18 protein-coding genes and 3 pseudogenes are annotated in these 19,130 nt (G+C 67.9%); 3 read left to right on the top strand and 18 right to left on the bottom strand.

Going from position 1 to position 19,130, the window contains the following annotated elements; all coding sequences use genetic code 11:
- Positions 1-136: 136 nt before the first annotated feature.
- On the top strand, positions 137-451 hold the full coding sequence (locus Q8O26_RS08355) for a hypothetical protein (protein WP_305575044.1): 315 nt from the start codon (positions 137-139) through the stop codon (positions 449-451).
- Positions 452-481: 30 nt separating this feature from the next.
- Here the strand turns inward: Q8O26_RS08355 and Q8O26_RS08360 are convergent, their stop codons facing one another.
- Positions 482-1,087, bottom strand: coding sequence for a hypothetical protein (locus Q8O26_RS08360; protein WP_305575045.1), 606 nt, complete (start codon positions 1,085-1,087; stop codon positions 482-484).
- A 170-nt stretch (positions 1,088-1,257) separates the two neighbouring features.
- On the opposite strand from Q8O26_RS08360, the gene Q8O26_RS08365 reads away from it, so the two are divergent.
- Positions 1,258-1,515 (top strand): GNAT family N-acetyltransferase, encoded by a 258-nt coding sequence (locus Q8O26_RS08365; RefSeq protein WP_305575046.1) that lies wholly within the window; start codon positions 1,258-1,260, stop codon positions 1,513-1,515.
- A gap of 12 nt (positions 1,516-1,527) precedes the next feature.
- Here Q8O26_RS08365 and Q8O26_RS08370 read toward each other — a convergent pair whose 3' ends face one another.
- The gene (locus Q8O26_RS08370) at positions 1,528-2,925 is read right to left on the bottom strand and encodes an FAD-binding oxidoreductase (RefSeq protein WP_305575047.1); all 1,398 of its coding nucleotides are present in this window, start codon (positions 2,923-2,925) and stop codon (positions 1,528-1,530) included.
- Between the two features lie 363 nt (positions 2,926-3,288).
- Here Q8O26_RS08370 and Q8O26_RS08375 point away from each other — a divergent pair, with 363 nt between their 5' ends.
- Positions 3,289-3,795, top strand: a complete 507-nt coding sequence (locus tag Q8O26_RS08375; RefSeq protein WP_305575048.1) for a thioesterase family protein — start codon at positions 3,289-3,291, stop codon at positions 3,793-3,795.
- 16 nt (positions 3,796-3,811) lie between these two features.
- Here Q8O26_RS08375 and Q8O26_RS08380 read toward each other — a convergent pair whose 3' ends face one another.
- From Q8O26_RS08380 to Q8O26_RS08450, 16 genes and pseudogenes are all read right to left on the bottom strand, one after another.
- Positions 3,812-3,973, bottom strand: coding sequence for a hypothetical protein (locus tag Q8O26_RS08380; RefSeq protein ID WP_305575049.1), 162 nt, complete (start codon positions 3,971-3,973; stop codon positions 3,812-3,814).
- A 91-nt stretch (positions 3,974-4,064) separates the two neighbouring features.
- Complete coding sequence (locus Q8O26_RS08385; protein ID WP_305575050.1) at positions 4,065-4,298, bottom strand: hypothetical protein; 234 nt, start codon at positions 4,296-4,298, stop codon at positions 4,065-4,067.
- Positions 4,299-4,463: 165 nt separating this feature from the next.
- A pseudogene (locus Q8O26_RS08390) lies at positions 4,464-4,685 on the bottom strand (BRCT domain-containing protein); the annotation flags it as partial.
- Between the two features lie 429 nt (positions 4,686-5,114).
- A pseudogene (locus Q8O26_RS20740) lies at positions 5,115-5,573 on the bottom strand (3'-5' exonuclease); the annotation flags it as partial.
- A gap of 44 nt (positions 5,574-5,617) precedes the next feature.
- The gene (gene ligA / locus Q8O26_RS08395) at positions 5,618-8,098 is read right to left on the bottom strand and encodes an NAD-dependent DNA ligase LigA (RefSeq protein WP_305575051.1); all 2,481 of its coding nucleotides are present in this window, start codon (positions 8,096-8,098) and stop codon (positions 5,618-5,620) included.
- A gap of 157 nt (positions 8,099-8,255) precedes the next feature.
- Positions 8,256-8,987, bottom strand: coding sequence for a hypothetical protein (locus Q8O26_RS08400; RefSeq protein ID WP_305575052.1), 732 nt, complete (start codon positions 8,985-8,987; stop codon positions 8,256-8,258).
- Positions 8,988-9,028: 41 nt separating this feature from the next.
- A complete protein-coding gene (gene recN / locus Q8O26_RS08405) occupies positions 9,029-10,684 on the bottom strand; it encodes a DNA repair protein RecN (RefSeq protein ID WP_305575053.1) in 1,656 nt (551 codons plus the stop codon).
- A gap of 104 nt (positions 10,685-10,788) precedes the next feature.
- A complete protein-coding gene (locus Q8O26_RS08410) occupies positions 10,789-11,706 on the bottom strand; it encodes an outer membrane protein assembly factor BamD (RefSeq protein ID WP_371134498.1) in 918 nt (305 codons plus the stop codon).
- A gap of 129 nt (positions 11,707-11,835) precedes the next feature.
- Positions 11,836-12,768 carry a UDP-3-O-acyl-N-acetylglucosamine deacetylase gene (lpxC, locus tag Q8O26_RS08415; protein WP_305575062.1) on the bottom strand — a complete coding sequence of 311 codons (933 nt, stop codon included), beginning with the start codon at positions 12,766-12,768 and terminating at the stop codon, positions 11,836-11,838.
- 360 nt (positions 12,769-13,128) lie between these two features.
- A complete protein-coding gene (ftsZ, locus tag Q8O26_RS08420; RefSeq protein ID WP_305575054.1) occupies positions 13,129-14,817 on the bottom strand; it encodes a cell division protein FtsZ in 1,689 nt (562 codons plus the stop codon).
- 123 nt (positions 14,818-14,940) lie between these two features.
- A complete protein-coding gene (gene ftsA / locus Q8O26_RS08425; protein ID WP_305575055.1) occupies positions 14,941-16,266 on the bottom strand; it encodes a cell division protein FtsA in 1,326 nt (441 codons plus the stop codon).
- On the bottom strand, positions 16,263-17,252 hold the full coding sequence (locus tag Q8O26_RS08430; protein WP_305575056.1) for a cell division protein FtsQ/DivIB: 990 nt from the start codon (positions 17,250-17,252) through the stop codon (positions 16,263-16,265). Before Q8O26_RS08430 ends, ftsA begins: the two co-directional genes overlap by 4 nt.
- On the bottom strand, positions 17,249-18,172 hold the full coding sequence (locus Q8O26_RS08435) for a D-alanine--D-alanine ligase (RefSeq protein WP_305575057.1): 924 nt from the start codon (positions 18,170-18,172) through the stop codon (positions 17,249-17,251). Before Q8O26_RS08435 ends, Q8O26_RS08430 begins: the two co-directional genes overlap by 4 nt.
- Positions 18,169-18,519 carry a type II toxin-antitoxin system PemK/MazF family toxin gene (locus tag Q8O26_RS08440; protein WP_305575058.1) on the bottom strand — a complete coding sequence of 117 codons (351 nt, stop codon included), beginning with the start codon at positions 18,517-18,519 and terminating at the stop codon, positions 18,169-18,171. Before Q8O26_RS08440 ends, Q8O26_RS08435 begins: the two co-directional genes overlap by 4 nt.
- A gap of 22 nt (positions 18,520-18,541) precedes the next feature.
- Positions 18,542-18,775, bottom strand: a complete 234-nt coding sequence (locus Q8O26_RS08445; protein ID WP_305575059.1) for an AbrB/MazE/SpoVT family DNA-binding domain-containing protein — start codon at positions 18,773-18,775, stop codon at positions 18,542-18,544.
- 64 nt (positions 18,776-18,839) lie between these two features.
- Positions 18,840-19,130, bottom strand: a pseudogene (locus tag Q8O26_RS08450) (UDP-N-acetylenolpyruvoylglucosamine reductase); the annotation flags it as partial.

Here is a 19,130-nt window from a genome sequence, read left to right on the forward strand (position 1 = left end):
GACCGCAGGTTGTCCGCGCCGGCGGCAGGCGGGCGACATCACGCCGAAACCGCCACGCCCGATCCTGCCGGCGATCGAGGGTGTGGCCGGCGACGGCTGCGCCGGCTCCGCCGTGAGCGGCAGCGGGAGATTGCGCATGAACCCCATTCGGACGATCGCCGTCACCATGGTCCTGGCCGCCGGACTGCTGGGCGGCGCCGGTGTGGCGCTGGCCCAGGAGGATATCGGGATCCCGGAATGCGACCGTTTCATCACCAGCTATGAGATCTGCGTCACCACCAGGGTTCCGGCGACGCACCGCGTCACCTTCGCCCAGCAGGTGGCGCAGCTGCGCACGACCTGGCGGTCGCTCGCGCAGGACCCGCAGACACGCCAGCAGCTGGAACTCATCTGCCGCACCCAGGGCGAGCAGATGCGACGCGGCCTCGAGCCCTTCGGCTGCGCCTTCTAGGAGACCGGCGCGCCGGGCAGGCGGCCCAGCCTAGCGCGAACAGGCCGACAGCATGCGCTGACGGACCTCGGCGATGCCGTCGAGCTGATAGGTGCCCTCGAAGCGCCAGCGTCGCGAACCTTCGAGGCGGATCGCCAGCGTGCCGGTCGTCGGGAGACGGTCGATAAACTCGCGGACATCGCCGGGAAAGAGCGCCTCGTGCAGGTTGCGTGTGCCCTGCCAGATGTCGCTGGGCGCCAGCCGGTCGTTGATGCGCACCGTGGCGAAGATGTTGGCGGTCGCCATGACGGGCCTGTCGCGGCCGACGGACAGGGCGACGCGATCGTTGCTGCAGGTGATCTGCAGGATGATGCTTTCCTCGCCCCATGGCTCCATCGGCCGCTGGTCGGCGACGATGACTCGGCCCGACGGCCCGGTGCTGGTGGTCACCTGCCAGCGTCCGAACGTGACCGTTCCCTGCTCGCCCGGGGCTGTGAGGGAGGAGGCGAGCCGGTCGAAACAGGCGAGCCGTTCCGCCTCGACGGCGATGGAGCCGCATCGCCTGATGGCGTCCGGCAGCGCGGATTCGGTGGCACTGGCGGCGGGAGACAGGACGAGGCCGGCGAGAAGGGCCGTAAGGACCACGATGGCTTTCATGGGCGTGAACGTAGTGTCGCAGGGTCAGGAGACAACCCGCCAGGTGGTCGCAGGGCGACTTTCCGCCGCGGCGCGGCGGTTGCTGCAGGCCAGAATTGCAGGATCGCGGGGGCGGGCGGCCGCGGGCGAACCCATATCGGGGCGCTGACACCGCCAGGGAGACGCAGACGATGGCCGACGCATTCCGTGACGACACCGCAGCCGGGCGGTTCGAACTCGACGTCGACGGCCGCAGGGCCTTCGCCGTCTACCGCCGTGACGGCGGCAACCTCGTCATCGACCATGTTGAGGCCGAACCGGCGCTGCGCGGCACCGGGGCCGCCGGCCGGCTGATGGAGAAGGTCGTCGCCGTCGCGAAGGCCGAGGCTTTGCCCATCGTGCCGCGCTGCGGCTACGCGGCGAGCTGGCTCCGGCGCCACCAGGGCTGAGTCCACCCCGACCTAGCCCGCCATCTTGCCCGGGTTCATGATGCCTTTGGGATCGACGGCGTGTTTCAGCGACACCATCAGCGCCAGGGCGGCGTCGCCATGCTCGGCGGCGAGATAGTGCATCTTGCCCTGGCCGACGCCGTGCTCGCCGGTGCAGGTGCCCTCCATGGCGAGGGCCCTTTCGACGATGCGGCCCATGAAGGCCTTGCAGGCGGCGACGCTGGCCGGATCGCTCTCGTCCATCAGCGGCAGCACATGGAAATTGCCGTCACCGACATGGCCGACGATCGGAGCGAGAAGGCCGGTCTCCTCGATGTCCTTCTTGGTGGCGTCGATACACTCGGCGAGGCGCGAGATCGGCACGCAGACGTCGGAGGACTGGCCCTTCCAGCCCGGGCGCAGCGCCATCGCCGCCCAATAGGCGTCGTGGCGGGCCTGCCACAGCCGCGTGCGGTCCTCGGCCCGCGCCGCCCACTGGAAGTCGCCGGCGCCATAGTCGTCGGCGATGGCGCGGAAGCGTTCGACCTGTTCGGCGACGCCGGCCTCGGTGCCGTGGAACTCCAGCAGCAGCAGCGGCTTTTCCGGCAGGGTCAGCTTCGAATAGGCGTTGACCGCGCGGACCTGCACCTCGTCGAGAAGCTCGATCCGGGCCATGGGAATGCCGGTCTGGATGGCGACGATGGTGGCGTCCGCCGCATCCTTCACCGTCGGGAAGGAGCAGGTGGCCGCCGAGATCGCCTCGGGGATGCCATGAAGTTTCAGCGTGACCTTGGTGATCACCCCGAGCGTGCCCTCGGAGCCGACGAAGAGGCGGGTGAGGTCATAGCCGGCGGAGGTCTTGCGGGCTCGGCGGGCGGTGTCGATCACCTCGCCGCTCGGCAGCACCACTTCGAGGGCGATGACATTGTCCTTCATCGTGCCGTAACGCACCGCATTGGTGCCGGAGGCGCGGGTCGCCGCCATGCCGCCGATGGAGGCGTCGGCGCCGGGGTCAATGGGGAAGAACAGCCCCATGTCGCGCAGATATTCGTTGAGCTGCTTGCGGGTGACGCCGGGCTCGACCACCACGTCGAGGTCCTCGGCATGGACGGCGATGATCCGCTTCATCAGCGAGGTGTCGAGGGAGATGCCGCCGAAGGGCGCGTTGACATGGCCTTCCAGCGAGGACCCGGTGCCGAAGGGGATGACCGGCACGTCGTGCGCGGCGGCGATCTTCATCACCGCGACGCAGTCCTCGGTCGTCTCGGCGAAGACGACCACGTCGGGCGGCTGGTTCTCGATCCAGGTGAGGGTGTGGGCATGCTGCTGGCACACCGCCTGGGAGGTGACGGCCCGGTTGCCGAAACGGGCCTGCAGTTCGGCGACCACGGTGGCGACGACGGCCGGGCTCGGGCGGGTACGGGTGGGCATGGCGCGGATCCTCGGTCGCTCCGGCCGGACGGGCGGCGGAGGGTGGGACGCGGACATTAGGGATTGTGGCGCGGAAGGCCAAGGGCAGGGCGAGGTTCCTGTACGACGGAGCTCCCTCCCCCTCACCCGACGCGCTCTCGCGCGCCGACCTCTCCCCGCCGGGGAGAGGTGAGGCGGCTCGGCCGTCGCACCCTTCTCCCCGAAAATGGAAGAGGCTCCCCTTGACCTCTCCCCGGCGGGGAGAGGTCGGCCGCAGGCCGGGTGAGGGGGCGTGACCGCAAGGCAACGGCGTGATCGGCGGCTTGCCCCCTCCCCCGGCCGGCGGCATTGCCGGGCCGGCGGGCCATAGGCTAATCGGGAGGCATGACCTCATTCGACCTCTGCCCCGATACGGGCCTGCCGATCTCGTCCCGGATGGCGATCCGCCCGGAGATGATCGACTACAATGGCCACGTGAACGTCGCCTTCTACGTCAAGCTCTTCGACGAGGGGCTGGACATGCTGTTCGAGCGTATCGGCCTGTCGGAAAGCTACGTGCGCACGCGCAACATGAGCTTCTTCGCTATGGAACTGCATGTGCGCTACCTGCGCGAGGTGCACCTGACGGACCCGGTACAGGCGCGCATCCGCATCCTCGACGTCGATGCCAAGCGCATCCACTACTGGATGGAACTGATCCATGCCGAGGAACGCTGGCTGTCGGCGACGATGGAATCGATCTCGATCCATATCGACATGGCGACGCGCAAGCCAGCGCCCTTCCCCGACGACATCATGGCGCGGCTCGCGGCCTGGCATCAGGACAGCCAGGGCCGGGAGCGGCCGGAAGGGGTCGGTCAGGTGATCGGCATCCGGCGCAAGGCGACTTGATGCCGGCGCGCGGCGCTCAGCGGGCGAAAGGCAGCGTGTAGGAGCCGCCGAGGGTCGACATGATGCCGGCGCGGCGCAGTTCGTCCGCCGAGACGACGGTCAGGGCCTCACGCGCCATGCGCTCGGCGCGGCGGCGGCGGAGATCGTTCAGGTAGCGGGCGACAGTGGCGAAGAACATGGTGCCCTCCGGGGGGCGTGCGGGGTGACGCCGACGGCCGGTCCTGCGGGGTGCAGGACCGGCCCTGTCATGCGGCGCGTGATGTGAGCTGTCAGATGCTCGACATCATGCTGCGGGTACGGCGGACCATCTGGTCGCGGGTCAGGCCGTGGCGAGCGAGTTCCTCGTCCGACAGATGGGCCAGGTAGCCGTTGACATAGGTGGCGGCGCGCAGTTCCTGGGCCTCGACGATGGCGTCGTAGATGGAACCCCAGAAGCCGCGCTTGCCCGTGGCCTTCTCGGCCGGGGCGGCAGAAGCGATCTTGTCGAGTGCAATGGTAGCCATGGTGGTCTCTCCTCTGAAAGAGCGGACGACCTCGAGGCTTCCTCCCTTTACACTCCCCTATTTTGTTGCAGTGCAGCGATTTTACAAGATTGTGCGATGCACAATCGTCTTGCATTCCGCGCATGGCTTGTGGAAACGATCTGTTAACGATCTGGATTCGCAAGATTATTTCACGAGCTCGAACCATTCGTCCTCGGTCATGACAGCGACCCCGAACTCGCGCGCCTTGTCGAGCTTGGACCCCGCCCCGGGGCCGGCGACGACATAGTCCGTCTTCTTCGAGACCGAGCCCGCGACCTTCGCCCCGAGCCTTTCGGCCATGGCCTTGGCCTCGTCGCGGGTCATCTTCTCCAGGGCGCCGGTGAAGACAACGGTCTTGCCGGCGATGCCCGGCTCGGTAGGTCGCGGGTTCGCCGGCACCGCTGGCGAGGGCCTGCGAGAGGACACGGTACGGCGCACATGGGCCTGAAACCCGCCGAACTCCAGAACCCAGTTTCCTAGCATCGTGAGGTCAGCGGCGTTCGGATCGACAACGTGCTCCGTCTCCCCGTTACCGAGATCTGTCCGATGCCAGCAGTCTTGGCCATTGCGTCCTCCTTTGCAGGAACATTGGGCCTTGAGGCCATCGACTGCCTGAGTGACAACGATGTCATAGATGCCAGTGTTGCCCTGGACCTTGAAACGCAAGGACAGTGCCTTCCGAGGCGTCTGCCTGGGGGCAGAAGCAAGCGAGCGACCCACAGAACGCACCCAGCTTCGCAAGGCGTTGGCTGGAACGACCGCTGAGGCGGCTATGACGATCCGACCACATGCGACTGCATCCTCGCGAGCGTGGTGATGAGTGAAGGTGTGGCCTACGTGCCGTGCCAAAGCGGAGAGGCCATGGGACGGCAGGTCGGGCCAGACTGCCCGCGCAACCTGAAGGGTGCACAGCGCCTCCATCGCAGGGGGCGCAATCCCATAAAGACGACAGGTCTCCGCTAGCACGGATAAATCAAAAGCAGCGTTGTGAGCTGCGATCACAGTTTGGCGAATGTCATCCGCAAATTCGGCTATCACGTCGGGAAACTCAGGCGCCTCGGCGACATCGCGGGCCGTTAGCCCGTGGACACGGCTGTTCCAAGGCGCGAACCGAAGTTCACGCGGCCGGATCAGGCGATATTCGGAGCGGACGATTTCTCCATCCTTAACCCAGGCGAACCCGACTGCGCAGGGACTACTTCTTGCCTCGTTCGCTGTCTCGAAATCGATTGCCAGAAACAAAGCGCAGACCATGCCTCTCTGATTGCATCAGACGATGATGCACTCAAAGATCGCAGTCATGCAAGCCCGGCCAAGGTGAGCCACTCCTCCTCGGAAACAACCTTCACGCCCAGCGCCTCGGCGTCCTTGAGCTTAGAACCGGCGCCGGGCCCGGATACGACAAGGTCGGTCTTCTTCGAAACAGAGCCGGACACCTTGGCGCCAAGAGCATGGGCTTTTTCCTTGGCTTCGTCTCGGGTCATGCGCTCGAGGGTTCCAGTGAAGACGATGGTTTTGCCCGCGAAGGGGGCGTCTTCGGCCGCGACCTTCGGGAGTGGCGTCGGCTGCACCTCCCCAAGGAGGTTGGCAAAGGCGGTGCGGTGTCGCTCGTCCCCGAAAAACAAAATCAACGACCCAACTGTCACATCGCCAATGAGATTTATCTTTTGTATTTTTTCGTAGTACTCCCCAGGAACGCCCCGCGAGGCTGCGGAAACTGTCTCGACAAAATCAAATCCGTTAGCAAAAAAATCTTTGACCTCCTTCTTTTGATCATCCCTCATGACAGCCATGAGGTAGGCAGGAAAATCTTTCTGCCGATCGAACTGAGCCGTCCCATGAAGCTGATAGGCTGTCACAAGCTTCCGAGCCGCAGCGGGGCCAATCTCCTTCACTTGACAAAGCCGCTTCCACCCGGGCCCCGGGGCATCCGTGGCCGCCAAGTCAATAGCCTTCAGCAGCTCCGCTGGCTCGCGGAACTCCCGCGCCAGATTCTTCGCCTGGACCTCGCCGATATGCCGGATGCCGAGCGCGAAAATGAATCTGTCGAAGGGGATGGTACGACGGCTCTCGATGGATGCGAAAAGCGATCTGATGAGCTTGTCCTCCGAATGGGCCTTTTTGGTCGCTTTCGCAGGTTCCTTACCCTCCGCCTCCCTCCTGAGAGCAGCCACTTCCCGCCGCCGCTGCTCGATAACCCGCCTCACGTCCTCGAACGACATCCTGAAGATGTCGGCCGGCTCCTTGAGTATGCCGGCCTCGGCAAGAGCCTCGATGTAGACGTCACCGAAGCCTTCGATATTGAACGCGTGGCGAGAGACGAAATGCCGGAGGCCTTCCACCAATTGGGCCGAACAGGCGAAGCCGCCGGTGCAGCGCCGGACAGCCTCGCCCTCCTCGCGGATGGCTGGACTGCCGCAAGCCGGACAGATGGTCGGGAAGGCGTAGGGCTTCGCATCCCCGGGTCGCTTCTCCGCCACCACGTCCAGTACCTGCGGGATGACGTCGCCGGCGCGCTGGACAATCACCGTGTCGCCGACACAGATGTCGTGCTCACGGAAGCGCGCGCCGTCCGTATCGACGCCCTTGATATAATCCTCGTTGTGCAGTGTGGCGTTCGAAACAACTACGCCGCCGACGTTGACCGGGCGGAGCTTCGCGACCGGCGTTAGGGCGCCGGTACGGCCGACCTGAATCTCGATGGCGTCGAGGACGGTGGTTGCTTGCTGCGCGGGAAACTTGTGCGCAATGGCCCACCGAGGAGAGCGGGAGGCCTGCCCCAGCTTCTCCTGCAAGACGAGACTGTTCACCTTGTAGACAACACCATCAATGTCATAGCCAAGCGTGGCGCGCTTCTCGCCAATTAGGCGGTAGTGATTGAGCAATTCCTCGGAGCTATCGCAGACCACAGTCAGCGGGTTAGTCGGAAGTCCGAGCTCGCGGAACCACTCGATCCGGCCGAACTGAGTGGCCGGGAGCGTTGGTGGCGGTTCTCTTGAAAAAAGATCCCAAGGATCATCCGTGGAACGCGGGACCGAGCCGGAAATCTCCCCCCAGGCATAGGCGAAGAAGCGCAGCGGCCGCTGGCGTGTGATCTCGGGGTCGAGCTGACGCAGGGACCCGGCGGCGGCATTGCGCGGATTGGCGAAGGGCGGCAGCCCCCGCTCCTCCTGGCGGGCATTGATGGCGCGGAAGTCCGCGTGGCTGAGATAGACCTCACCGCGAACCTCCAGCACCTCCGGCGCCCCTTCCAGCACCTGCGGAATCTCGCCGATGGTGCGGATATTGGCGGTGACGTCCTCGCCGACGGCACCGTCGCCGCGCGTCGCCGCCACGGCGAGCCTGCCCGCGACATAGCGCAGCGAGCAGGACAGGCCGTCGATCTTCGGCTCGGCGGTCATGGCCACCGGCGCATCGGCCTCCAGGCCAAGGAAACGCCGCACCCGGCCGACGAAGTCCGTCACCTCCTCGTCGGCGAAGGCGTTGGACAGCGACAGCATGGGAACGGCATGGGTGACCTTGCCGAATTTGCCGGCCGGCGCGGCGCCGACCTTCTCGGACAGGCTGTCAGCGGTCCTGAGCGCCGGAAAGGCCTGTTCGAGCGCCTCGTAGCGACGGCGCAGGGCGTCGTAATCGGCATCGGTGAGGGTTGGCGCGTCGTCCTGGTAATAGTTCCGGTCGGCCTCGGCGATGGCCTCGGCGAGCCGCTCGTGTTCGCGGCGGGCCTCGTCGGCAGTCATGGCATCGACGGGAGCTTGGGGAACGGGGGCTTTCGACATCGACTCACTCGACCGGTTGCGGCACGCGGCACCGCTCCTCATGCCGGATGCGGGGCCCGACATCCACGGCCTTGTGCGACGACGCGCGCGGGAGAGACGATAGAGCCCTTCGGCCAAGGGACAAGGGCTCCTGCTGCCAGGTGGCGGCCGCAGCGTCCTATTCGACGATGCCGAGCACCATGCGCCTCGACGCCGCTTCCCGGATGATGGCCTCGTGCGAGGGCCACCACATGGAGACGATGCCGGTCATGCCGTGGCGGCGCAGGGCGGCCGGCGTCGCGGTCCATTCCTCGGCCAGGGAGCGCACGCCGGAGCGCGGATCGCGCCGGTAGGGCGGGTCGTAGCTGATCGAGCCATCGACGCCGATCTCGCGGAAGAAGGCACGGGTCTGGGCCAGGAGCTCGCGCTCCTCGCCATGGCCGAAGAGCCCGCCGAAGGCGCCCGGCGCGATGCCGCCGTGGAAGATGAGCAGGCTCTCCGGCGCCACCGCCTTGGTGCGGGCGGCGGGGAAGAGGAAATTGGCGCAGGAGGAGATGCAGTGCCCCTTCACCACCAGCAACAGGCCGCGCGAACGGACTGCGCGGGCGAGGCGCAGCGCCGCCCTGACCTCGCCGCCGTCTGAGGTCACGACCATGGCGGTGAGGCCGCGATCGGCCAGGAGGGTTTCGGCGCGGCCGGCGGTGGCGGCGTCGATATCGCCGGTGAAGCAGAGCGTGGAGCCGGCGACACGGATGTCGGGGACGGCAGCGCAGGCGGCGAGGGCCTCGGTCATGGCGGCGGGCTGGGACCCGGCGGGGCTGGCCCCGAGGAAGGCCAGCAGCGCCAGCCCGAACGCAGGGATCAGGGAGAGCGGCAAGGCAAGCGCGCGGGCAGCAGCGAAACTGGTCATGCGGCGACCTCACGCGCCAAAGCCGGCAATCCGATGACGGCTCATCCGACCGTGAGCAGCTTCTCGGCGGCGGCGCGCGCCTCGTCGGTGATCGTCTCGCCGGCCAGCATGCGGGCGAGTTCCTCGCGGCGCAGCTCGAAGCCGAGCGGCTTGACGCGGGTGGCGACACGCTGGCCCGTCGTCTCCTTGGCGATGAGATAGTGCCGGGTCGCCCTGGCCGCGACCTGCGGCGCGTGGGTGACCGAGAGCACCTGGACCTTGCCGCCGAGGCGGGCGAGGCGCTGGCCGATGGCATCCGCCACCGCGCCGCCGACACCGGTGTCGATTTCGTCGAAGACGAGTGTCGGCGCCGAGCCCTGATCGGCCAGCACCACCTTGAGCGCCAGCATGAAACGGGAGAGTTCGCCGCCCGAGGCGACCTTCATCATCGGGCCGGGCCGTGTACCGGGATTGGTCTGGACCCAGAATTCCAGCCGGTCGATGCCCTCGGCGCCGGATCCGTCGGCGGCATGTTCGGTCATGAAGCGGGCGCGGTCGAGCTTCAGCGGCCCGAGTTCGGCATTGACGGCGGCATCGAGTTTCTTCGCCGCCGCCTTGCGCCTGACCGACAGGCCGGCCGCGGCCTTGCCATAAGCGGCCTCGGCGGCGCCGGCGGCCTTCTCCAGCGCCACCAGCCGGTCCTCGCCGGCATCGAGCGCCGAGACGTCGGCGAGGTAGCGGGCGGCGAGGTCGGCGAGACCTTCCACCGGCACGGCGAATTTCCGCGAGGCGGCGCGCAGCGTGAACAGTCGCTCCTCGATGCGTTCGAGCTCGCGCGGGTCGAACTCGGCCGAACGCTGGGCGGCCTCGACCGCGGCCCTGGCGTCCTCGATCCGGTCGAGGGCCTCGCCGAAGGCCCGGACGATCGGCTCGACGAGGTCGGGCGCCTGGCCGGCGCGGCGCTCCAGCCGGCGCCAGGCGGCGGCGAGCGAGGGGACGGCGGAAGCCGGTCCCGCCAGCACGTCCATCGCCTCGGCGAGGTCGCTGGCGATCTTCTCGGAGGCCATCATCGCCTGCCGGCGGGCCGCGAGATCGGCCTCCTCGCCGGGCTCGGGCTTCAGTTTCGTCAGTTCCTCCACCGCATGGCGCAGGAAGTCGCCGTCGGCGCGGGCCTTGGCGAGGCGGGTCTGCGCCTCCTCGACCGCCTTGCGGGCCTCGCGCCAGCCTTTCCAGACGGCGCGGACCGCCTCCACCTCGCCGGTGAGGCCGCCGAAGGCGTCGACGACGCCGCGATGGCTCTCGGCATCGATCAGCGCCCGGTCGGCATGCTGGCCGTGGATCTCGACCAGCGAGCCGCCGATGGCGCGCAGCACCTGCACGCTCACCGCCTGGTCGTTGACGAAGGCGCGGGTGCGGCCGTCGGCGAGCTGGACGCGCCGCAAGATCATGTCGCCTTCGGTGTCGATATCGGCCTCGGCGGCGATGCGGCGGGCGGGATGGGCGAGCGGCACGTCGAAGACCGCCGTCACCTGGCCCTGGTCCTGGCCGTGGCGGACGAGGGCGGCGTCACCGCGGGCACCGAGGGCGAGGGAGGTGGCGTCGAGGAGAATGGACTTGCCGGCGCCGGTCTCGCCGGTGAGCACGGAGAGACCCTCGGCGAAGGTCAGATCGAGCCGGTCGATCAGGACGATGTCGCGGATCGAAAGCTGGACGAGCATGGGCGGTTCGCGAGTTCCCGGCAGCGACGTGGCGCGGGGGCCGAGAGATTCGGCCGGGCCCGCGCCCTCAAGGGCTTATCGCGAACGGAGACGGAACGGAAGGGTCAGCCGGTGATGCGGCGAAAGGCGCGGCTGATCCACGAGCCGGTATCCTCGCGCGGAGTCAGGCCCTGGCCCTGGATCAGCGCGTAGCTGTCACGGTACCACTGGCTGTCCGGGAAGTTGTGCCCGAGAACGGCGGCCGCTGTCTGCGCCTCGTTGACGATGCCGAGCGCCATGTAGCACTCGACGAGGCGGGCGAGGGCCTCCTCGACGTGGCGGGTCGTCTGGAACTGCGAGATGACCGTGCGGTAGCGGTTGATGGCGCCGGCGAACTGGCGGCGGTCGAGATAGTATTTGGCGACCGACATCTCGCGTCCGGCGAGCTGGTCACGGGCGACCTCGACCTTGCGGCGGGCGGCGATGGCATATTCCGACTGCGGCCATTTGCGCGTGACCTCCTCGAGGACGACGAGGGCGCGCTCGGTGCGGCCCTGGTCGCGCTGGACGTCGGGGATCTGGTCATACTGGGCGGCGCCCATCAGGTACTGGGCATAGGCGGCGTCGTTCGAACCGGGATGCAGCTGGAGATAGCGGCGCGCCTGGTTGATCGTCTCCTCGTAGTCCTGCGCCTCGTAATAGGAATAGGCGGCCATGACGAGCGCCCGCTTGGCCCATTCCGTGTAGGGATGGGTGCGGTCGATCTCCATGAACTTGAGCGCAGCGCGCCGCCAGTCGCGGCGGTTCTGCAGGGCGATGCCCTCGTTGTAGAGCTTCTCGGCCGGCTCGTCGGGCAGATTGGCCGAATCGGTGTTGCCACCGAACAGATTGCCGAGGGAAGGCGCGTTGGCGCAGGCACCGAGCGGGAGGGACACCGCCAGAACCGCTGCCAGAATCACCGCACGCGACGAGGCGCTGCGGGCCGGACGCTCCGAAAGGGGCTGAGAAGGCTGCCCATCCACGGGATGCTTCTGCACGGTCACGACCTTCCCACTCGACGTTATGACACGGGCCCCGAGGCCCGGGACGGCTCATAACCGAATTTGCACGGTGGGGCTATCACCCCGTCGCCACGTTCTGAAGCGGAGTTGAGGCCCAATTGGGGCAAAGCGTCAGTTGGCGTCCGGCCCGTAAGCGGCGACGGCGACGCCGAGATCGGCATGGCCACGCTCGCGCCGGGGCGCCTGATCGACGATCGCATAGGCGCTCGGGTCGGCGAAGAGCGCTTCCAGCAGCTTCACATTCATGCGATGGCCGCCGCGATAGGAGCGGAAGCGGCCGATCAGCGGCGCACCGGCGAGCGACAGGTCGCCCACCGCATCGAGCAGCTTGTGCCGGACGAACTCGTCGCGGAAGCGCAGGCCCTCGGGGTTCAGGATGCGGTCGTCGCCGACGACCACGGTGTTCTCGAGCGAGGCGCCGAGCGCCTTGTTGACGGCCCAGAGCTTGCTGACGTCCTGCATGAAGCCGAAGGTGCGGGCGCGGGCGACGTCGCGGCGGAAGGCGCCGGGTTCGAGGTCCATGCCGAAGACCTGGCGGCCGATCATGGCATTGTCGAAATCGATCTCGACCTCGAGGCGCAGGCCGCGGTCGTGGGGATGGAGCTCGACGACGCCACGCTCGGTCTCGAGCACGACGGATTTCAGGACTTTCACCATGCGGCGGGGCGCATCGAGCGCCGCGATGCCGACCTGGTCGATGGCGGCGACGAAGGGAGCGGCCGAACCGTCGAGGATCGGCATTTCGGGGCCGTCCACCTCGACGAGGCAATTGTCGATGCCGAGACCGGCAAGAGCGGCCATCAGATGCTCGACGGTGGCGACGCCGCCGCGCTCGGGCTTGCCGATGACGGTCGACAGGTCGGCCGAGGAGACATTGCGGAAGACTGCGGGAATTTCAGCGTGGTCCTGGTCGGACCGGAGGAAGGAGATGCCAGCGCCGGCCTCGGCGGGATGCAGCGTCACGGATACGGCGGCGCCGGAATGGACGCCGATCCCATCGAGCTGGACCGCGTCGCGTATCGTCGTCTGCCTGGCAGTCTTCATCATCGACCGTCTCTGCCACCCGGCAACGAGGTCCGGAGACCTCATCGGAGCGGGATGGCTCCATTCGTGACCTGACGAAGCGGTGCCGGATCCTGGGGGCGATCCGGAATTTTGTTGCGGTGAAGCAGATCGCCGCACCGATTCATCCAACCTCGTCGTGCCGGGACCATAGACACCGCCCAGCAGAGGGCCAAGTCACGGTTTGTGTCCGACTGTTACCGGAATTCCGACGCATTCTCGCAACGGTGTTAACACCATAAAAATTCCGCGTTAACAAAAACTTACCCGGGTGGTTCACACCCGGGTAAATTGAACCGCTGCAAGATTTGGTAACAATTCCGCCCGAAAGCGGAACCGGCCTCAGTTGGCCTGCCGGCGCAGGAAGGCCGGAATGTCCAGATGGTCGTCGTCGACGCGCTGCTGCGGCGCTGCGGGACGGCCGTGGATGTCGAGGCCGGTGGGCTCGCGCCGCATCTGCGGAGCGGGCGCGGCCGGCATGCGCGGCGCCTGGGCGAGCGGCCGGGCGGGCTGCAGCGGCGGGGCGGCGCGCGGCGCCGGGGCGGGAACCTCGGCGACCTCGGGCTTGCGGGTGAAGCCGATCGACTGCAGCTTCTCCATCAACGAGGTGCGCTTGCGCTCCACCGGATTGTCCTCGGCCCGCGGGGCAACGGCCGGTTCGGCGCGCATCTGCTGGCGGACGATCGGCGGCAGTTCGTCCTGGGTCGGCATGCGGACGGGGCGCATCGGCTTCTCGGCGGCCGGCGGGATGAAGTCGCGCGACGGGATCGGCTCGTCGCGCGGCGGCATCAGCGGCTGGTCGAGTTCCACCGGGGCCTCGCGGAAGAGGGCCGGCTTGGTGGCCAAGGGCTGCAGGACCACTTCGCTCTCGGTGAAGACGGTGGCCGGGGCCGGCATGTCGGCGGGCGGCAGGTCGTAGATCTGCGGCTCGGCCTCGACCGGCGTCTGGGCGACCGGCTGCGGTGCGGCGGCCGGGGCGGGCTGCTGGAGCTGTGCCATGCGCTGGGCGCTCTGACGCAGCCTGGCGGTCATCTCGGCGATGGTCTGGGTATTGGCGGCCTGGGCCGACAGGTCGATGCCGGTGGCGACGACCGAGACGCGGATCGTGCCGTCGAGCGCCGAATCGAAGGTGGCGCCGAGGATGATGTTGGCTTCCGGATCCACCTCCTCGCGGATGCGGGTCGCCGCCTCGTCCACCTCGAAGAGGGTGAGGTCGTTGCCGCCGGTGATCGAGATGAGGAGGCCGCGGGCGCCCTTCATCGAGGTCTCGTCGAGCAGCGGATTGGCGATGGCGGCCTCGGCGGCGGTGATGGCGCGGCGCTCGCCGGTGGCCTCGCCGGTGCCCATCATGGCCTTGCCCATGTCGCGCATGACGGCGCGCACGTCGGCAAAGTCGAGGTTGATCAGGCCTTCCTTGACCATCAGGTCGGTGATGCAGGCGACGCCCGAATAGAGCACCTGGTCGGCCATGGCGAAGGCGTCGGTGAAGGTCGTCTTCTCGTTCGCCACCCGGAACAGGTTCTGGTTGGGGATGACGATCAGCGTGTCGACCGACTTCTGCAGTTCGATGATGCCGGCATCGGCCGTCTTCATGCGCCGCACGCCCTCGAAGTGGAAGGGCTTGGTGACGACGCCGACGGTGAGGATGCCGAGCTCGCGGGCGATGCGGGCGATGACCGGGGCAGCGCCGGTGCCGGTGCCACCGCCCATGCCGGCGGTGATGAAGGCCATGTGCGAGCCGGAGAGCTGGTCACGGATCTCGTCGATCACCTCCTCGGCCGCCGCGGCGCCCACTTCCGGGTGCGATCCGGCACCGAGGCCGGAGGTCACGGCCAGACCCATCTGGATGATTCGCTCGGCCTTGGCGGAGGACAGCGCCTGGGCGTCGGTGTTGGCGACGACGAAGTCGCAGCCCTGAAGGCCGCCCTCGATCATGTTGTTGACGGCATTGCCGCCCGCGCCGCCGACGCCGAATACGGTGATCCGGGGCTTCAGTTCCCGAATGTCGGGCATCTTAAGGTTGATGGTCATCATGAGCCTCGTTCGAATCACTCACGCGACTGCCACGTCGCTGTTCTACTGTCGGTGCTTCGCCGGCGGCAACCGGCTTTGCGTTGTGGTGCCCGGGCCGCATTGCCGCGGCCGGGTATGGGTCTAGAAACTGTCCCTGATCCAGCGGCCGACCCGGGTGAAATAGCCGTCCGTCCCGGTGGCGCCGAGATGGCGACGCTGCGGTTCGAAATGCTCGGCACCCGCGATCTGCGGATAGACGGTGAGCCCGACCGCGGCGGCGAAGGGCGGACCCTTGGCGCTGTCGGGCAATCCGGTGATGCCGACAGGCCGGGCGACCCGGACCTGGCGACCGAAGACCTGGGCGGCGAGATCGGCGAGGCCGGGCAGCTGGGCCCCGCCGCCGGTGAGCACGAGGCGACGGCCGACTTCGGCGGCGGACCCCGCAGCGACCAGCCGGTCGCGGACCATTTCGAGGATCTCGTCGATGCGCGGGCGGATGATACGGATGATCTGCGCCCGCGAGACCGAATGCGGGATGTCGCGCTCGTCCTCGGAGATCGAGGGCACGTTGACGATGTCGCGCTCGTCGGACTTGGCGGCGAAGCAGGCACCGTTGAGCACCTTGATGCGCTCGGCGTCGGACAGCCGCGTCGAGAGGCCGCGGGCGATGTCCATGGTGACGTGGTGGGAGCCGACGGCCACGGCATCGGCATGGACGAAATGACCGCCGGCGAAGACCGACAGCGTCGTCGTGCCGGCGCCCATGTCGAGGCAGACCGTGCCGAGTTCGGCCTCGTCGTCGGTCAGCACCGCCAACCCGGACGCGAAGGGCGCGGCGACCAGCGCCTCCACCGTCAGGTGGCAGCGCTCGATGCAGAGCATGAGGTTGCGGGCGGTGGCGGCATCGCAGGTGACGACGTGCATGTCGACGCCGAGCGAGGAGCCGAGCATGCCGCGCGGATCCCTGATGCCGCGGGTGTCGTCGAGGCGGAAGCCGATCGGCATGGAATGCAGCACCGCCCTGCCCTGCCGCACCGAATGATCGGACGCGGCCTGCAGCACGCGGTGCAGGTCCTGTTCCTCGACGCGCGGCGAGGGGCAGGTGACGCGGGCCTCGTATTGCTCGGAGCCGAGGCGGCCGGCGGAGACCGAGACGATGACGCGGTCGACCTGGACCTCGGCCATGCGCTCGGCGGCATCCACCGCCTGGCGGATCGCGGCCTCGGCCTTGGCCATGTCGGCGATGGCGCCGGCCTTCATGCCGCGGGCGCGGGTGTGGCCGATGCCGAGGATCTCGGCCTTGTGGGTGCGGTTCGGCAGGATGTCGGTGCCCTCGCGCGGCCGCAGCCGCACGATCATGCAGACGATCTTCGAGGTGCCGATGTCGAGGACGCACATGATCGCCGAGCGCCGCGGCGAAATCGGACGCATCTTCGGTGTCAGGCCGTGGCGGAATGAAGTGGTCATATGCGCTGGCCCTGCAGGGCGCGACGGCGGGCGCGCTCGCGGTCGCGCTCCTTGATGGCCGCCTCGTGGGCCTTCATCGCGTCCTCCGACAGGCGGGCGGTGACGCGGCCGGGCACGCGCATGTCGATCATGGTCAGGTCGCGCGTCATCAGCCGGCGGTCGCCGTCGAGGCGGGCGAGGTCGATCATGGCGCGGTCGAGGTCGGTGTCGGGCAGGCGCACGTCGATTCCGTTCTTCAGGACGAGGGTCCAGCGGCGCTCGGCGACGAGCACGGCGGCGCGCACGGACCGGGCGACGTCGGCGTGATCGCCGAGCAGGCCGACGATCTCGCGGGCACGGGTCTCGGCGCCCTTGCCGACGATCAGCGGCAGGTGCTGGAAGCGGGCGTCGAGGTGGTCGACGATGACGCGGCCGTCGGCGGCGATGACCTGGATGCGGCCGTCGCGCTGCCACAGCGCGAAGGGTTCGCGCTCGACCACGGAGATCATGATCTGGTCGGGATAGAGCTTCTGGACCGTGGCGTCGGCGATCCAGGAATTGGCCTTGAGGCGGTCGCGGGCCTCGTCGGCGTCGAAGAACAGCACCGAGGTCTCGGGATGGACGCCGGCGACCTCCAGGACCTGGGCGTGGCTCATCTGGCTGTTGCCGGTGAGGCGGACGCCGCGGACCTGCAGGCCGGCCGCATTGGCGGCGCGGTCACCGACCGAGAGCAGCGCCTGGTTGACGACCGGCCAGTGACCGCCGCGCTGAACTCCATAGAGCCCGGTGACGGCGAAGAGGGCGAGCGTGGCGACGAGGCCTGCGCGGCGCGGCAGGCGGAGGCTGACGACGCGGCTCCACAGCCGGCGCAGGCGAATCCCGGCGGCGCTCGGCCGGGAATACCCATCGAACGCGGCTTCCCGGCGCGACGGGGCGGCGGAGGACCGCAGCCTGTCGCTGGCCTGGGCGAGCGCGTCCGCCCCGGCTCCGGCGAGCCTGGCGGTCAACGATCGAGAGACGCGTCCAATACCATCCATTCGACCAGCTCGGCGAACGAGACACCTTCGTGAGCGGCCATGTCGGGGACGAGCGAAGTCCCGGTCATCCCGGGCTGCGTGTTGACTTCGAGGCAGACGAGCTGCCCGGTTCCGCCGGGCGTATCGTCAAATCTGAAGTCCGCACGGCTGACCCCTTTACAGCCGAGCGCATGATGCGCTGCGAGGGACAGTCTTTGGACCTCAGAGTAAATATTTGGTTTAAGCGGCGCAGGAATCAGGTGCTGTGATCCACCCGGCGCATATTTCGCCTCGTAGTCATAGAAGGTTCCCGCAAAGGTGATCTCGATGACGCCGAGGACGCGGTCGCCCATGACGGCGCAGGTCAGTTCCTTGCCGGCGATGAAGGGTTCGACCAGAACCGTGTCGCCCAGCGTCCAATCCGACGCGTGCAGTTCCTGCGGCGGGTGTTCGTGGTCCCTGGTGACGATGAAGACGCCGAGCGACGACCCGTCGGTATTCGGCTTGATCACATAGGGGCGCGGCAGGAGATGTTCGCGCGCCGCCTCGCGGCGGGAGACGACGAGGCCGCCGGGGACCGGCACACCCGCCGCCGCCATCACCTTCTTGGCCATGGCCTTGTCCATGCAGAGCGCCGAGGCCATGACGCCGGAATGGCTGTAGGGGATCTGCATGACCTCGAGGATGCCGGCGAGCGTGCCGTCCTCGCCCGGCCGCCCGTGGGTGACGTTGAGCGCCACGTCCGGCTTCAACTCGGCGAGCCGGAGCGCGATATCGCGGCCGACATCGACCCGCGTCACCCGGTAGCCGCGGCTTTCCAGGGCATCGGCGCAGGCGGTGCCGGAGGCGAGGGAGACCTCGCGCTCGGCGGACCAGCCGCCATAGAGGACGGCGACGTGGGGTTTGGTCATGGTCGGGAACTCCGGGCGGTGCTGGCGCTGGCGCGGCCGATAAAAGTGTGCAGACGATCGATGACGGCCGCCATATCTCCCGGCGGCAGTGCGCCGACGACCCGCAGAATACGCGCCGGCTCGATGCAGGCGATCTTCGACGGCCGCACGAAGGAACGGTGGGACAGGCCGGTTCCATCCAGTTCCGAGATGGGAACGATGGCGTCGGGATCGCCGCGGCCGATGCTGGTAATCATGGCGACCCAGAGATAACCGAGAGCCGTCAGCCGGTCGCTGGAGACCACGACGGCAGGGCGACGCCTCTCGGCGAGGCGATCAGTGAAGGGAAACGGCACGACGACGACCATGCCGGCCTCCACTTGCGATGGTTCAGAGGTCGGCATAGGCCGCGTCATCCTCCGGGCTCGCCCATTCGGTGAAGGTGATGAAGGGATCGTCGACGAAATCGTCATCCTTCTCGATGACGACGGCCTTGTCGGTGATCACGTAGCGCACCTTGTCGCCCGGACCGAGCTTCAGTCGCTCGCGGACGGCCCGCGGCAGCACGGTCTGGCTTTTCGAGGACAGCTTGGAGACATGCACCTTCGCAGCAGCCTTCGACATGGTGTCCTCCTCTTCGGCGGGCTCGCATGAGACATAGGGACGGATCGACCTACAGTAAAGCGTCTTACGTCTTACCGCCGCTGACCCCCACCCGTTTGATCTCCCAGTGCAGGTCGATGCCGCTGGTCTCCTTCACCCGCCGCCGCACCTCCTCGCCCAGCGCCTCGATGTCGGCAGCGGTGGCGGTGCCGGTGTTGATGAGGAAGTTGCAGTGCATCTCGGAGACCTGGGCGCCGCCGAGCCTGAGGCCGCGGCAGCCGGCGGCGTCGACCAGCTTCCAGGCGGAATGTCCCGGCGGGTTCTTGAAGGTGGAACCGCCGGTCTTCTCGCGGATCGGCTGCACCGTCTCGCGGTG

It is taken from the genome of Phreatobacter sp. (assembly GCF_030691135.1).
Taxonomy (GTDB): domain Bacteria; phylum Pseudomonadota; class Alphaproteobacteria; order Rhizobiales; family Phreatobacteraceae; genus Phreatobacter.